Source organism: Streptomyces sp. NPDC015125, assembly GCF_043080045.1.
Taxonomy (GTDB): Bacteria; Actinomycetota; Actinomycetes; order Streptomycetales; family Streptomycetaceae; genus Streptomyces.
Map to the genome: position 1 here is coordinate 109,389 of NZ_JBIBVF010000008.1, position 15,017 is coordinate 124,405.

At 67.3% G+C, this 15,017-nt stretch carries 14 protein-coding genes and 3 pseudogenes; 7 read left to right on the top strand and 10 right to left on the bottom strand.

Translation table 11 applies throughout. The features are described 5' to 3' along the window. Position 1: 1 nt before the first annotated feature. Positions 2 to 193: pseudogene (locus ACF088_RS19530) on the top strand (helix-turn-helix domain-containing protein); the annotation flags it as partial. Between the two features lie 316 nt (positions 194 to 509). After that, positions 510 to 845: a DUF4333 domain-containing protein gene (locus tag ACF088_RS19535; protein ID WP_392377017.1), complete on the top strand. Its 336-nt coding sequence runs from the start codon at positions 510 to 512 to the stop codon at positions 843 to 845. A 476-nt stretch (positions 846 to 1,321) separates the two neighbouring features. Here ACF088_RS19535 and ACF088_RS19540 read toward each other — a convergent pair whose 3' ends face one another. After that, positions 1,322 to 1,789, bottom strand: a complete 468-nt coding sequence (locus tag ACF088_RS19540) for a hypothetical protein (protein ID WP_392377018.1) — start codon at positions 1,787 to 1,789, stop codon at positions 1,322 to 1,324. Between the two features lie 122 nt (positions 1,790 to 1,911). Then, positions 1,912 to 2,932: pseudogene (locus ACF088_RS19545) on the bottom strand (FAD-dependent oxidoreductase); the annotation flags it as partial. Positions 2,933 to 3,039: 107 nt separating this feature from the next. Between ACF088_RS19545 and ACF088_RS19550 the strand changes: the two are divergent. Both ACF088_RS19550 and ACF088_RS19555 read left to right on the top strand, forming a co-directional pair. Then, positions 3,040 to 3,741 (top strand): hypothetical protein, encoded by a 702-nt coding sequence (locus ACF088_RS19550; RefSeq protein ID WP_392377019.1) that lies wholly within the window; start codon positions 3,040 to 3,042, stop codon positions 3,739 to 3,741. A gap of 363 nt (positions 3,742 to 4,104) precedes the next feature. After that, a complete protein-coding gene (locus tag ACF088_RS19555) occupies positions 4,105 to 5,325 on the top strand; it encodes an RICIN domain-containing protein (protein WP_392377020.1) in 1,221 nt (406 codons plus the stop codon). A gap of 91 nt (positions 5,326 to 5,416) precedes the next feature. Here ACF088_RS19555 and ACF088_RS19560 read toward each other — a convergent pair whose 3' ends face one another. After that, entirely contained in the window at positions 5,417 to 5,644 is a 228-nt protein-coding gene (locus ACF088_RS19560; protein ID WP_392377021.1) for a hypothetical protein, read from the bottom strand. A gap of 98 nt (positions 5,645 to 5,742) precedes the next feature. On the opposite strand from ACF088_RS19560, the gene ACF088_RS19565 reads away from it, so the two are divergent. Then, the gene (locus ACF088_RS19565) at positions 5,743 to 6,303 is read left to right on the top strand and encodes a hypothetical protein (RefSeq protein ID WP_392377022.1); all 561 of its coding nucleotides are present in this window, start codon (positions 5,743 to 5,745) and stop codon (positions 6,301 to 6,303) included. On the opposite strand, the gene ACF088_RS19570 is transcribed toward ACF088_RS19565, so the two are convergent. The 5 genes and pseudogenes from ACF088_RS19570 to ACF088_RS19590 form a co-directional block, all read right to left on the bottom strand. Beyond that, positions 6,239 to 8,521: an ATP-binding protein gene (locus tag ACF088_RS19570; RefSeq protein ID WP_392377023.1), complete on the bottom strand. Its 2,283-nt coding sequence runs from the start codon at positions 8,519 to 8,521 to the stop codon at positions 6,239 to 6,241. The two genes, ACF088_RS19565 and ACF088_RS19570, sit on opposite strands and share 65 nt — an antisense overlap. Before the next feature lie 304 nt (positions 8,522 to 8,825). Next, positions 8,826 to 9,158 (bottom strand): annotated as a pseudogene (locus tag ACF088_RS19575) (ATP/GTP-binding protein); the annotation flags it as partial. Between the two features lie 120 nt (positions 9,159 to 9,278). Further along, entirely contained in the window at positions 9,279 to 9,401 is a 123-nt protein-coding gene (locus tag ACF088_RS19580; RefSeq protein ID WP_392377024.1) for a hypothetical protein, read from the bottom strand. Positions 9,402 to 9,443: 42 nt separating this feature from the next. Then, on the bottom strand, positions 9,444 to 9,617 hold the full coding sequence (locus tag ACF088_RS19585) for a transposase (RefSeq protein ID WP_392377025.1): 174 nt from the start codon (positions 9,615 to 9,617) through the stop codon (positions 9,444 to 9,446). 587 nt (positions 9,618 to 10,204) lie between these two features. Beyond that, positions 10,205 to 10,909, bottom strand: coding sequence for a hypothetical protein (locus ACF088_RS19590; protein ID WP_392377026.1), 705 nt, complete (start codon positions 10,907 to 10,909; stop codon positions 10,205 to 10,207). Positions 10,910 to 12,247: 1,338 nt separating this feature from the next. Here ACF088_RS19590 and ACF088_RS19595 point away from each other — a divergent pair. Beyond that, positions 12,248 to 12,382: a hypothetical protein gene (locus tag ACF088_RS19595; RefSeq protein ID WP_392377027.1), complete on the top strand. Its 135-nt coding sequence runs from the start codon at positions 12,248 to 12,250 to the stop codon at positions 12,380 to 12,382. Between the two features lie 649 nt (positions 12,383 to 13,031). Continuing rightward, a complete protein-coding gene (locus ACF088_RS19600) occupies positions 13,032 to 13,268 on the top strand; it encodes a hypothetical protein (protein ID WP_392377028.1) in 237 nt (78 codons plus the stop codon). Between the two features lie 217 nt (positions 13,269 to 13,485). Here the strand turns inward: ACF088_RS19600 and ACF088_RS19605 are convergent, their stop codons facing one another. Together ACF088_RS19605 and ACF088_RS19610 are read right to left on the bottom strand one after the other, a co-directional pair. After that, positions 13,486 to 14,034: an ATP-binding protein gene (locus ACF088_RS19605; protein WP_392377029.1), complete on the bottom strand. Its 549-nt coding sequence runs from the start codon at positions 14,032 to 14,034 to the stop codon at positions 13,486 to 13,488. A 228-nt stretch (positions 14,035 to 14,262) separates the two neighbouring features. Further along, positions 14,263 to 14,925, bottom strand: a complete 663-nt coding sequence (locus tag ACF088_RS19610; protein ID WP_392377030.1) for a transposase — start codon at positions 14,923 to 14,925, stop codon at positions 14,263 to 14,265. Between the last annotated feature and the right edge of the window lie 92 nt (positions 14,926 to 15,017).

The following is a 15,017-nucleotide window of genomic DNA, read 5'->3' on the forward strand; positions in this document are numbered from 1 at the left end:
CGTGGCTGAGCGTGTGCAGGTCCGGGAAATCGATGACGACGAGGGCAGGCGGTTGCTGCGGATCATCCGCCGGGGCACCGGTTCGGTGGTGACCTGGCGGCGGGCCCAGATGGTGCTGCTATCCGCGCAGGGCATGCCCGTGGCGAAGATCGCCGAGGTGACGTTCACCAGCCCGGACCGGGTCCGGGACGTGCGGCTAGTGAGGGTTAGGCCGGCTGAGTCTCGTGGCGATACCGGCGGGCAGGCACGAGCGGATGAAGCCCCCCGCGCTCCGGGTGATGAAGCCGATCATGACAAAAGTGGTCGTGCAGGGCACGCCACCAAGCGCACTGGAACAAGCGTGTAACAGGCACGCGTCCTGCAGAACGCCGCCGGCCGGGCCCGCATCCTACTGCTTGTTCCCCGCAGCTCATCAGCAGGGTGAGCGGAGCCCGACGTGAAGGGCGGAGCGATGAGGAACACGAAGCGGGTTGGCCGGGCCGGCCCGAAAGGATCGTGAGGAGTTGAGCATGAAGCGCATCATCATCGCCCTGAGCGTGGTTGCTGTACTGGCAGCAGGCGTGGTGACGGTCGTGGTAAACACGGCGAGCGACGGTTCCGTTGCCACTGCCAGCGGGGCAGGGCCGGTGGTGCCGCGGACGGACGTGGAAGAGCGTGCGGCGGAGGACTTTTCCTACCCCGGAGACGACCCCGATTCGGTGAGCTGCCCGAGCGGGCTGCCTGCCAAGAAGGGTGCGACCGTGCGGTGTACCGCCGCCTTCGGGAAGAAGCACCAGACCATGGAGGTCTATGCCGCCAAGGTCGAGGGCGACCAGGTGTCAATGGGCTTCGGCTTGCTGAAGTAGCACAGAGGCACCCGAGAGGCTTGAGGAACCGCCGCTGATGCGGGCGTGGCACATGCCACGCCCGCATCAGTAGGCGCCGGAACCTCGGCACCGACCACGCCAGCCACAAGGAGCAGGGAAGCATGATCCGCCGCTACATCATCTGGCGGAACAAGCACGCTGCCGACGAACACCTCCGCGAGGTCGTGAACAGGGCGAACGTTGCCTGATGCGGCACTAGGCAGCGTCTTTCGATCTTGCTGGATCAGTGCGCGCCCAACCCCTGAGGGCTGATCCTCGACGTCGTGCGCCTGTCAGGATCCGAAGGTGAGCCCTTGGGTCGGCCCGGCGGACAGGCGAGGGCGTAATCCGGTGGGTCGCGGATCTGGGCGGGCGTCATCGAGGCAGTGCGGCGATGGAGCGCCGGTGTTCTTCGAAGCTCCCCGCCTACGCCGCGCTCTTGCCTTGTGCGCTGGTACGGGGCGCTGAACGGCGTGTCAGCTGGCTGGTGCCTCTGCCATGGGACGGGCCCGCTTCTCTGCACGCGGTTCGGCCTTCCAGCCGGGCAGGAACGCCGACAGCATCGGGTCGCTTTCGATCCTCTGCTGGGTAAGCCGCATGCCTTCGTCGATGAGCGCGTCCCACTTCTCTGTGGCGAGCTCGACGCGGCAGGGCAAGTCCCTGATGACATTCTCGTCCACGGTCAGGTAGTTCGACGCCCGTCTCCCGGCCCCAGGGGCCGTAGGCACGTAGGCGTCGGCGCCGGCCTGGTCAGGAAGCAGGGAGATGAGGACCGCGTCCCCGTCCTCAGCGATCCTTCGGGCCGCCTTGTGGGCTGCCGAGACCTCCGCCTTGGAGGGATCCCGTTCCAACATCTCGATCAGGGTGCTGCGGATGCTGACTGTGTCCCGACCGGCCAGCGCGTTCTGCAGGGCCTGGTGGAAGGTCTCCGTCATCGATGTCATGACCGCGATTGTCACGGCTGGCTGGCCCGGGGCCGTGCGCTTGCGGGCGGCGCCCGGCGTGTGTTCCCCCGTACGGCAGATACGTACGGGGCGCCTTCGCCCGGCCGTCCCGCCGGCAGCATCTATTCCGCGTTGCAGGAGACAGTGCGCAGATCGCGGTTCCAGTCCAGCTGGGCGGTGAGGGTGCCGTCATCAGGGCGCTGAGGGGACGGTGCTCCGCCGGCGCGGGACGGGGCGCGGGTGCCGCGGGAGATCTCTCCGCTGGCAGTGATGTTGTGCTCCACACGTGGGCGGCGGCACGCCTCATAGAGGGAGAGGGCGCTGTCCTGGCCGGGTGTGTCCCGCAGGGACTTGGCGAGGATGACGGCGTCCTCCAGCGCCATTGAGGCCCCTTGCCCGGTCACCGGTGAGGCCGCGTGTGCCGCATCGCCGATGAGCAGCGTCCGTCCGGAGTGCCAGGGAGTGCCGGGCGGGATCTCGGTGGCGTTGGTGGCCATGATGTCGTCGGTGGAGGCCGCGACGATGTCCGCGGCGGAGGTGGCGTCCTTGCCCAGCAGCGCGACGAGTTGTGCTCGCCAGCGGGACGGTGTGGGGTGTGCGAGTTCGTCGGCGGGCACGGCGTCGCCGCTGACGCGGGCGAACCAGTAGGTCTCCCCGTCCGGCGAGACCATGTAGCCGAAGGCGGCGGAGCTTCCCCGCACCGTGGTGAATTGGCCGGTGTCCTCCGCTGCCGGGTTACTGCTCGTTTAGCCGTAGAAGACGCCCTGCCCCGCGTAGACGGGCTCCACACCGGGCGCGACCGATCGCCGGACGGCCGAGCTGAGGCCGTCCGCGCCGACGAGCAGATCGCCGGTCGCGACGTGGCCGTTGGCGAAGCGCACGGTCACCTCGTCCGGCCTGTTTCGACGGACACCAGCCGTGCCCCGTGCGACAGCTGGATTCCCCGTCGGACGGCCTCGGCCTGCAGCGCGGCGTTCAACTCGCCTCGGCGCAGGCACCGGTAGCGCAGTCGTGGGTCGTCGGCCTCGCCCAGCGGCACCTGGGCCAGCCGACCACCGTGGGCGTCGAGCACCCGCATGGAATGCAGCGGGAAACGAGCGCCGTGACCACGCCCGAGGCGTCGAGCTCCGCCAGTGCGCGCATCCAGTAGCGCGGCCCAACTCGGCACAGCGCAGGCCCTGTTGGCATATTTTTCGCTGGTCTGTCGCGTTTCGCCCGTCCTGTTCGGGGCGGCGATGAGGAAGGGACGTGTGAGGGCACGGCGAGACGAGTACGACGAGGTCCAGACGGCGAGGCGGCTGAAGGTGCCGGTCACGACTTGGCGGTGGGCGCGGCACATCGGGCTGGTTCCGGAGCCGGATGTGGGGTCCTGGCAGTGGTCGCGGGCGGCGGTGGAGGCGCTGGATGTCGAGGCGGTGCGGGCTTCGGAGCCGCGGGAGTTGGTCAGTCCGTGGGAGGCGGGCAACCGGCTCGCGCAGGCCCTGGGCACGCCGAACGAGGCGGATCGGGTGCCGGCGGTGTCCGGGTACGCGGTGGAGCGGCTCATCGCGCTCGGTCTGCTGCTCGACCTGAGCCGCGACCACAAGTACCCGAAGAACCATCCCGACCAGGTCGCCGAGCTCAGCGCCCGCGCGGACCTCCCGGCAATCCTGGCCCGAGAGGCGCGGCTCGGGCCGGAGCAGGCCGCCGACCGGCTGGGCGTGCGCAGGGTCGAGTTCGAGTGGATGCGTCGCCTGGGCTGGATCGATCCGGTCTTCTACGGCCGGGTGCGGTTCGGTGCGACCGAGGCCGGCGCCGCGCATGTGCCCCGGTTCTCCACCGGACACATCGACGACCCGCCCCAGCAGCACCCCGACATCGACTGGCCCGCACTGCGCACCCTGAGCGAGGGCCAGCGCTCTCCACTCGCCGCTCTGTGCACCGGACGGGAGACGAAGACGGCGCCGTCCTGACCGGCTGTGGACCTCTCGCGCTGGTCGGCGGCCCTGGCCTTATGCGTCCCGTCACGGGGGCCGGGGCCCGCCCGCGCGCTCCACTCCGGCACGGGGGGCCAACAGAACCCTGTCGCAAACATCCGCCAGGTGGCGGATACCGAAACCGGCCCGTCGGCCTAGGTTCGGTGCGGGTTTCCGGTGTTTCCGGATACGCCACCACCCGCTTTGCGTCCGTCTTCGGCGAGCGGCGGAGGGTGCTGCACGGAACGCCTCCCGGACCCGGGGAAATCCGAAGGACCTGCCCGAAGGGAATCACTCGTGAAAACTGGCTCACCCAGAGCGCGCTTCCATCTCCCAGCCATGGTCGCGACCACCGGACTCATGGCAGTGGGATTCACCCTGGCCCCTCCGGGCACCGGAATGGCACACGCCGAAGAAACAACCTGCCAGCAATCCGGCTGCCCCACCTTCGACATCGGCGAGATCAAGTCCGTCAAGGGCGTGGATTCCTGGTGGACGGACCGGAGAAAGAACCCCGGCGAAACGGCGTACTACGAGGACGGATACGGGAACGGCAGCCTCTATCTGGAGGCGAGTCCGGGCCAGGGCGCGAACGGCGACCCGGCCAACAAGTCCGTACAGAACAACGACAAGGACCGGATACAGACCCGCGACCACGGCGACCAGCAGCAGGCCCCCGACCGGGGGAAATGGTCGTTCGCCACGGAAGGAAACGGGTCTTTCACGATCCACAACAAGGAGAGCGGGAAGTGCCTGGACGCCACGGTCGACAAGAACTGGTCGCGGGTGGCACAAGGGGACTGCAACAACAGCGACTCACAGAAGTGGTACATCCAGCCGACGGGGGATTCCTTTGTGATCCGCCATGCGACGGACGATCAGTGCATTGACATGGTGGACGGCCACGCCAGTCCGGGAACCGAGGTGCAGATCCATCCCTGCTCGAAGGACTGGGCGCCTGAATCGGAAGCTCAGAAGTGGCGGCTGCCCGCAGCCGACAGCACCATTCTGAACGCTCTGGCGACCAAGTACGCATTGGCGCAGATCATCGGGAACAAGTCCAAAGCGGTCTCGGCCACTTACCAGCCGAACAGTCAGAGTGTGGCGACTCTCGGAAAGGCGGAAAGGGTCTCGGAAACGGTCGACAACAAGACCACGTCGGACATGACCCAGGAACGCAGCTGGACGCAGACCACGGGATACACCTACACCAACGGAGGCTCGGTCACGACGACCGTGTCCGTGGAGATCGGCGGCAAGGAGAGTCCCGTCAAAACCACCCTCTCCCTGGCGGTCATGGGCATGTGGCAGAACAGCTGGATGAACTCCTCGACGGTGGCGGACAAGGCCACGATCACCGTCAAGCCGGGCACCTACGGATGGATGGCACGGGCCCCGCTGGTGAAGCAGGTGACCGGTAAGTGGATCTTCAGCACGGACCGGGACACGCAGTGGTGGGGCGACGGCACGGCCACCGCCCCCGCCATAGACGGCACCGACAACAAGTCGAGCCACCTGGTGGCCTGCACCTCCGACAGCCCGGACCCGTACTGCAAGGAGACCGACCCCAATAAGGACTGAGTTCCCCTGCAGGGACGAGGGAGCCTCACCAGGCGCCGCCCGGGAGACACCTCCCGGGCGGCGCTCCGGAGCGCCGTCACCGGGTGCGTCGTCACCCGGACCGCGCCTTCTGCCCGACGACGACGGGTCCGGCATCGCCGAGCAGCGCGGAGCCGCCCCCGGTCTCCTGGCACAGGGCCGCGTACTGCGGGCTGCCGAGCAGTTCGTGCCGGACCGCGTCCACGGCCGGAGAGAACATCTCGGGTGCCGACTGGCCGTTGTTGAAGCGCTGGCCGGTGATGGTCAGGAATCGGCGCAGCTCGGTCGTTGCGGTACTCACGGTGGTGCCCCTCTCGGTGTCGAGTGGTGCTCGCCGGCCCGGACTGGGTCGGCGGGGCCGGCAGTGACATGGCCGCCGAGCAGACCTGTCGCTCCTAGGTGTTCGGGGGTCTGGGCACCGGCCGCTGGGCCGATTTCCCCGGTGAGGCGAGCCTGTACCGGGGCTCCTACCAGCAGGTGGTGCTGCTGAACATCGAGTGCGGGGAGGAGGACAACGGCGACATCCTCGACGAGATCCAGAAGCACCGGTGGAAGATCGCCGGGACGGCCGCGGACTGGGCCCAGGACATCGTCGACAACGGCGAGTCCGACGAGGCCGGGCTGGCGGCGCTGATCGCGGTCGTCGCAGCCCTGCTGACCTGGCTGCTGAGCTGGCTGACCAACGACGACGACCTCGTGGACGGGGTCGGGGCGGTGCCCGAAGGGTGGAGCCCGCGGCGGGACTTCCGCCCCTATGCCGACGAACTCCTCTCGCACCTCGATGACGCAGGCGCGGGAGGAACTCCGGAGATCCGGCTATTCGCGGTGGCGTGCTCTGCGCCTGCGTCCGACCGGCACTTTCCGTCTAGGGGCTGTCCTTGGGCGTCGGCAGCGCTCACCCGGCGGTGGGGTCTGTCAGATGTTGCGTGGCCCAGACGGCGATCTGCGCGCGAGAAGTGAAACCGAGTTTGGTGAGGATTTTCTCAACGTGGCCTTCGGCGGTGCGCAAGGAAATCACGAGTTTGGCGGCGATCTCCTTGTTGCTTAGCCCCTGTGCGACCAGGGCGGCCACCTCGCGCTCACGTCTGGTCGGAGAAAAGACTCCGCCCGCGCGGACCCCGGTTGCAAAGCCCTCGGGTGGCGCTTCCTCATCCAGGGCATAGGCGTACGCATCGTCGACAGGGTGCCTTTCGCCCAGTGCGAAGGCCGTGTCGAACCGGGCCTCGCCCAAAGCCTGGCGCGTCTGGGCCATGTACTGGTGGTGCGTGGCCAGCAGCGGCGCGTTCGAGGTCTCCAGCGACCGGCATAGGAGCTGGGCCGAGCCGAGCAGTCGGGCTGCCCGCTCATGGTCGTCCTCGTCGGCGGCGATCCAGGCCAAGAGCTCAAAGCAAGAGGAACTGCCGAGCGGGTCGCCGAGCGTGCGTTTGAGCCGCAGGCTCTCCTTCAGCAGCCTCTTGGCACGGGTCATGTCGCCCTGGCGGCGCGCTTCCAGGCCGAGGTCTCGCAGCGCGTATGACTTGGCCCAGGTACTGCCCATCTCCTCGCACAGGGCGAGCTTCTCTTCCCCGATAGCGGCGGAGCGGGGGTCACCGTGCAAGGAAGTCGCGATGGCCAAGAGGTGCATGGACACGAGAATCCCGGCCCGGTCGTTGAGAGCCCGCTGGCGCTGCAACGCCTGATCGGCGAGCTCGACTCCGCCCGCGATATCCCCCTGATGCATCGTGGCCAAGGCGGCGAACTGCATCGTCCAGGCCAGGGCCTTCTGGTCGTCGAGGCGTTCGGCCAGGCTCTGAGCCTCTGCCAGCAAACCCAGGGCACGGATTGGATCACCCTGTTCGCTGGTGATCCAACCCAAGAACCAAAGTGCCTTGGCGCGCGGCGGGCTGTCGGCCGTATCCAGCGAGACACCCCTACTGAGCCAGCGCCGGGCCTCGGTGAAGGCGCCGCGGGCCAGCCAAAACCCCCACAGGTCACCCGCCATCTTGAGTCCGGCCCGTGCCTGGCCGGGCTCGCTCAGGGAGTACTCCAGCGCTGCCCTGATGTTCGGGCATTCGTCCTGCAGGCGCTCCAGCCACCGCGTCCGGTTCGGTCCGAACCACTCGGAGTCGGCTTGTTCGGCCAGGTCCAGGTACCAGTCACGGTGCCGTTCCGAGAGATTGGACTCGTCGCCCGCGGCTGCCAGCTGCTCATATCCGTACTCGCGGATCGTTTCTGCCATCCGGTAGCGCATGCGAGGACCGCGTTCCTCGCAGGTCAGGACTGACTTATCCACCAGGGCTGCGACGAGGTCGAGGACGTCGCGCCGGCTGATTCCTTTACCGGAGCAGAGTTCCTCGGCCGCGGTCAGGTCGAAGCCGTCTCGAAATATCGACAGGCGTGACCAGAGCAGTCGCTCCTGGCTGGAGCACATGCCGAAGCTCCAGTCGATAGCTGCCCGCAGGGTCCGCTGACGCGGCACGGTGACACGGCAGGTGCTGGTGAGCAGCCCGAAGCGGTCGTCGAGCCGCTCCAGGATCTCCTCCATCGACAGGGTCCGAAGCCGCGCGGCTGCCAGCTCGATTGCCAGGGGAATGCCTTCCAGCCGGTGGCAGATCTCGGCGATTTGCCGAGTGTTGTCCGCGGTCAGCATGAAGCCGGGGCGCACCGTGTCGGCGCGCTGAGTGAACAGGCTCACCGCCTCGCAAGTTGACACGACCTGCGGTGCGCGGACGCGCTCGAGATCGGGCAGGTCCAGTGGTGGCACGTGCAGGACCCGCTCGCCGGGCACGCCCAGGGTCTGGCGGCTGGTGGCCAGGACCCTCAGGCGCGGAGCCGCCTCCAGTAGAGCGCGTACCAACAGGGCGCAGGGATCGATCACCTGCTCACAGTTGTCCAGGACCAGCAGCATGTGACGGTCGGCCAAGCGGTCACGGAGGATGTCCAGGGGCGGCCGGGACGACTGCTCGCGCAGCCCGAGAGCGTCCATGACACTCTGATCCACTGGTGTGCCGGCAGTGACGGCAGCCTCTTCCACCAGCCACACGCCGTCCTGGAAGGCCCGCTGCACCTGCGAAGCAACCCGCAGTGCCAGCCGGGTCTTACCGATGCCCCCTGCACCCGTCAACGTCACCAAACGGCTACCGGAGAGCGCGTCCTTGGCTTGCGATAGCTCACGCCGCCGCCCCACGAAGCTCGTCATCTCTGCCGGCAGCCTCCCCCGGGGAGCCTTAACTTTCATAGCACTATTGTACTCGCCCTCTTCCGATTCATGTCCGTTATTCGAATTTGGCGAGATGGATTCCCCGAATGGTGTCTTCTCGGCGACATGATCTCCGCGAGCCCGAAACGCGCGACGCGGGTCGGTTCGGATCGAACGCGGGGCCCTGCCCGCGGGGAGGCGTGAGGCTCCTTTCAGGGGAGCGGAGGTCGATATTCGCTGGAATTGAGGTTAACAATCCACAGGCAATTCGGAGCCGTGCTGCGATCAGAGAAGTGACCGTGGTGATGGCATGGTCCATCAGGGCCAGCAGAACATCGCGGCAGGAGGAACGGTCACGAGCGTCGAACAAACGCAAATGAATGTCGGGGCGGAGGCGGAGAGCATGGCGGATCTGGTCGGCGGGATAGGGCTGCTGCCCGTCAAAGCAGTTGATGGCTACCACGAAAGGGATGTCGCGCCTCTCGAAGAAGTCGATTGCGGCGAAGCCGGTTTCCGGGCGCCGGGTGTCGATCAAGACGACGCCGCCCAGGGCTCCGACGGCGAGGTCGTGCCACATGAACCAGAAGCGTTGCCGGCCCGGAGTGCCGAAGAGGTAGAGGACCAGGTTGGAGGCCAGGTGTCAGCAGGATCGCGAGTGGCCGGCCACGACCGTCGCGGGCGAGGTGGGTGGTCAGCCCGCCACGGGACCGGCCAAGGGCGTGATCATCCGTTTCGTCCGTCCTGCCGGCCCCCCTATTCAGCCGGTGGCGGCAGCGTGCTGATGAGCACGGACGACGGTGCGGTCGATCCGGACGAGCCGGTCGATGTCACCGGCCGCGTCCGCCTCGGCCTGGATGTGCTGGAGAGCCCTGGTGTACATGCCGTCCAGGGCATAACGGTGAAAGCGCGTGTAGACCGTCTGTCACGGCCCGTAGCGTTCCGGCAGGTCACGCCAGGAGATCCCGGTCCGGATCTTGTAGACCATGCCGTTGATGACCTGCCGGTCCGGCACACGCGGCCGTCCCGTAGCGGCCCGCGGTATCAGCGGAGCAAGTAACTCCCGCTCCTGATCGGTGAGTTCATGGCGACGTATCACCCCACCATGATCCGCCAACCCGATGATCTTTGAAGACGGACTCTGAAGACGGACTCTGTAGCAGCCTTCGGGCCGTCCTCTCCGCGGGAACCAGCCATCTGGGCAGCAGCGGGTCGGGCGCACCCCGAGCCGTTCGAGCACGTGGGAGCACCCCGAGCCGTTCGAGCACGTGGGAGGGGGCGTCGGCGATCCACTGGCCGACCGCCGGCAGTGAGGTCGCTCCGGCCGGCACTGCTCACGCGGTCAGCGCGCGAGCGCTACGGCCAGGGTAGGGCGCACCCCGCGCGGATCCTGCACCTCCGTCATTGGCTCCAGCAGGCCCGGCACTTCCTCGGTGGCGGCCTTGGGATGCTCCCAGAGTGAATCAAGGGCGGGCGGGTTCGACGATGATGCGGCAGCAGGCACGGTCTTCCACTGTGATCACAGGCGCCTTGAGAACTCCATGATCCTGGAAGCCGTGCCTGTCACGTTCCGGACATCTCCGGAGTTGGCGGATCATCAAAGAGCGGACGCTGATGGGCTGCGTCGGAGCCCTGCCCCCACAGACGGTGGGATAGGCGAGGATGTCGGCCAAGGCGAAAGCACCCTCAGGGCGCCGTGAGCGGGGCCGACGTAGCTGCTGAATCAGCCGCGCCGCAGCTCTTCGTCATCTTGCGCCAGGTGCCCACGGGCAAGTCTTGACTCATTTTCGGCGATGTCACTACCACATCTGTCCCCCCTTGAGAGGGGTAGGCCTTGTCGTCTGGAGTCCACCAGGCATGGGGCTGGAAATCCGTGCCAAGGGTCCGGGCTTCAATCCAACCTTCTTGTTTGGTCAGCGTGGGAACGAACTCAATCCACACCACCTCGCCAGGCTTGGCTGTGGCGGTTACGGTTTGACTGACGGTGCGGATGGTTCCGTACGTCGTGGTCTGGCTCCATAGACCAGCGAGCCCCCACACTGCTGCGGCCCCGAACTGTATGGAGTAGGCCGTTGATTGGTCGACTGCGAAGGAATTCGTGAAGCTTTCAGTCGCGTCACCCGAACCCTGGCAGTTTGCAACGGGATTGCCATCCAACGGTCTTCCGTTAATCTCTTGCGTGCGCACGGCATGGAAGGCGCAGCGGTAACGGAGGTGTGGCCATGATGCGCTCATGCCCGTGTCGCAGATTGAGTTTATTTCGTCAAGTCCTGGCGAAGTTGCTGCCGAGGCCGGTGAGGGATACAGCCCCAGAAGTGCTGTCGCGACACCTGCCACCACCGTGGCGCTGCACAGTCGCGTCCCATACGTACGTCGAATCACGATGTCCACTCCAGTAGGTTCGAATTTGCGCCGTCATGGCTGAGGGCAGCCGCAACGGCCTGTGACTTTCCTACCAAGAGCCCAGCCGCCCCCACCCGCGATCTATCAGTGACGAAGATCGTCCTGGTGCCGTTTCGGCGGGTTGGTCTCTCTGGTGACTCATTGTGGATTTCGTCGTGAGGCATGGCATCCGCCATCTGGCGGGTTCTCAACATCTGTCAAGGACGGGAAATGGCCATCTTGACGCGAAGCGGTAGGGTTCCGGTCTCGTTGATCTGGGCGTGAGGTATCTGGTTGGGGATGTGTGTCGGCTGTTGCCGGACGCGCAGGAGGCGCTTGAATCTGCGGGCCGTGGCAGCTGTTCAGTCGAGGACCGGAAGGAAGTGGCCGAATTCCTTGGTGAGAGGGCCGAGTCGGTCGCCGATTGGTGGGCGGGTCGGCGGCCGTGAGGCCTTGGTCTCGGGCCGCCGTGGTCGAAGTTCGGGCGAGCGCCAGGTGCTGGACGCGGACCAGCAGCAGCGCGTCCGGCAGGCACTGTGCGACCACCGGTCCGAGGGCCTCGGCCTGGGCGGCCGGTTGCGGACCCGCGCCATGATTGGCGACCTGGTGGCCCGGCTGTATCGGGTGCGGCTGACCGAGCAGGGGCGTGGGCAAGTACCTGAGACGGTGGGGACTGTCCTTCCACCGACCGGACAAGCGCGCAACGAACAGGACGCTGAGGCCGTCACACATGGTGTGATGAGACCTGGTCGGCCATCCGCGCGCGAGCCGCCGAGGACGGTGCCGAGGTGCTGTTCGCCGACCAGGTCGGTGTCCGCTCGGACCAGGTCTCACGCCGCGCTTTGGCCGAGCGCAGAAGCGCCCCGGTTAGCCGGCGCACGGGAAACCACTTCTCCGGTGAACGCCATGTCGGCCGTCAGCGCACGAGGGAAGATCCGGTTCGCCGCCTCTCACGGCCCGTTCACTGCCACGGTGCTCCTCGGCTTGCTCCTGCGATTGGTTCCGCAGTTCGACCGGAAGATCCACCTCGTCGTCGACCGGCGCTCGGTCCACCGCACAAAGCGGTCCGCGTGTGACTCCCCGAGCGCGAGGACCACATCGCCCAGGGCCACTTCCGCGCCACGCAGGTCCGCTACCTCCTCGACCGCCGAACATCAGCGTTTTCGGGTCCGTGGGAAGTTGCGCCTGGCGTCGGAGACCGGTCCGGGGCTACAGAGCTTCGCCGCGCGATGTCGCGGGCTGGCAGCCTGCGTTGAACTGCGGGGACGGGTATCCGCAGCACCGCATTACACGAAGATCATTAGTGGTCGGCGGCCGTCGTCGGCAGGCTCTGGCGGCCGGCCGAGCATGGGCCTCGCGGACCCGTCCGATCGCCTGCACGAGGTGTGGGATGTCCGTGCCCAGCATGTGCACCACCACGCCCGCGGCGCCGACCGTGCACGCTTCGATGACCTCCGGGATGCCTTCGAGACCGCGGCGTAGATCCTCCGGGAGGGGGTGCCTGTGCAGTAGACCTCGCGAGGTCTTCCCCTGGAGCCGTGCTGTCAAGGTGGCCGCCGCGCAGGCGCCATCACCAAAGATCCGCCAACGGGCGGATAACGGCTCGGCCTCTCCTCCAAGCGTCTATGCCCAGCTACCGAACCCGTGTCACCCCATGGTTTTGAAGGGCAGCAGGACGGTGATCAACTGTCACCCACAGCGGCAACCCCGGATATGAACAAGCAGCTTGATGCGCACAGGTCCAGCCCTCGGAAGGCTGAGGCCTTGAAGAAGGGCACGGTCGGCGCACTCGTTTCGCACCCCCTACGGAATCGGCGAGCCGCTGTCGACCACCTGGGGAATTCCCCGGTCACCGCAACCCCTCCAGACCGACCCGCCAGCGCGACCGACGCCGGTCCACGACACTGCTGCGAGAGAGCCTGCGGCTCAAGCGCAGCTTCGGTGACCCCATGGGCGCTGCGTTCGGCGTAGAGGTACTGTCCTGGATCGCGGGCGAGGACGGTCAGCACGAGCGGGCAGCCCGGCTTCTCGGCACGGCTCGATGCCTACGGCGCGAGGCTGCGGCATCGACGCGCAGTTGTCTCCTCAACCCGTTTGGCCTCGCCGCCCACGAACAGTGTGAGGCGCGGGCGTGCCGGGTGGTGGGGGAAGTCGCGTCCCAAGCGGCTTTTGCATCTGGCGCAAAGTTCTCGCTCAGAACGCCTACGCCTACGCCTACGCCTACGCCTACGCCTACGCCTACGCCTACGCCTACGCCTACGCCTACGCCTACGCCTATGCCCTGGCCGAGCAGGCGACGCCTTCCGCCACGTCTGCGGCCGGACCTGTCACAGGAGAGACAGCGGCGCCGGACCGGCGGGAGCTTTAGGCGGCCGCCTTGGTCGCGGAGGGACTGAGCAACAAGGAATTCGCCGCCGGACTGGGGGATCTCCCCACGCACCGCCGAAGGCCACGTCGAGCGCCTCCGCACCAAGCTCGGCTTCATCTCCCGCGCCCAGATCGCATCCTGGGCCGCCGTCCAGCAACCCCACTGACCGTCCGGCTCAACCGGGCTGCCCGAGGTGAGACCCCGACCGGAACTGAGGTCAGGTTGTCGCGGGCAGGCGGGCCCAGCGTGTGGTGCCCCGAGCGTGGCTGAGGGTGCCGTGTGCGATCGCCAGAGAGCCGATGATGACCAAGCCTCGGCCATGCTCGTCCCCCTCGCATGAGGCTGTCCACGCCCCCTTGCGCGCGGCGGGACCGCCGTCGGTGATCCCGATCCAGATGTGCCCATCCGCGTGCTCGCGGTGTATGTGCAGCACAAGTGGTGGCCGCGCGTGCTGCACAGAGTTGGTCACCAGCTCGGATACCACCAACAGCACCGAAGCGGCTGCATCCTCGCCCACCCTCCAGCCGTCCAGAGTCGACCGGGAGAGCTGTCGCGCACTCTTTGCCGCCTCGGACCGGTGCGTGAGAGGCCAGGCGGTGCAGTTGACACCGGTGCATGGAGCGGGGGCCGTGACCGGTGTGCAATCGGGTGTGCCGTCGGCCCGGCTTGCGCATTTGACGACGATGTCGGCCATGACGATCACATCCGGGGAATAGTGCTCGCGAGTCTGGGGGTGACACCGCCCACACTGAGGCCCCGGTCGCATGACGAGGACCGGGAAACTACCTAAGTACCTGCCTGCCCCGCCACCACGCACCCCATGACGCGGCTATGGCAAGCTCCCCGTAGGCGGCCACTTCTCGCGCGATCTATGGCCACGGGCTTCCCCGCGTACGGCCAATTTTTCTCCCCATCGCCCCGACGGGTCCTGCTTGGAGAGGCTTCGAGCGGGTGAAGAACAGCAGGGAGATCAAGGAGATCCTTGGGTATACGATCACAGAAAGTAGGCGTCAAGCGGGGTCGCACGGCTTTGCCACTGGCCGATGAACATCTCCTCCGGGGTGGTGGCTCGGGAGAAACGCATGACGGTGTTGAGGGTCATGCCGAGTTGCCGGGCGACGGACCGCTTGCTGTGACCGGCGGCCAGGAGCGCGTGGATGGTGGCGTGTTTGGCGCGGGTGCGTGCAGCGAACCGGTGGCCCGTTGGCCAGGATGAAGACACCGCAGGCTCCGCTTCCTCGTGCTGCTTGTTCGGCGGAGCCGAGGCCGGCCGGAGGCAGTCGCGGTGCCGGTAGACGCACTTCTCGGCAGCCCCGCCCAGCTTGTGCCAGAGGTGCCACCGGTCGGCGACCTGCAGGGCCTGTGGGGCCCCGCGCGTGGCGCCGTCGGCGAAGAGGGGAGCGCGGTCACGACAGACGATCTCGATGCCGGGACGGGTGGCGAGCCAGGCCGCGAGCGTGTCCGCTTCCCGGTTCGGCAGGAGGTCCACCGGTCGACGTGTCTCGACGTCGACGAGCACAGTGCCGTGGATTCGGCCTCTGCGCTGGGCGTATTCGTCCACGCCAAGCACGCGGGGCGTCGTGACGGGAGGATCCGGCGCGGAGATCAGCCTCAGCAGGGTGCTGCGGCTGACCGGCGCCTCGAAGACGTTCGTCATCCGGGCGCCGGCCCGGCCCGCGAGCGCGAGACCGACCGCGACCAGTGCGGAGCGCAGCCGCTCGGTCCGTCGGCCGACCGACGGGTGAGTCC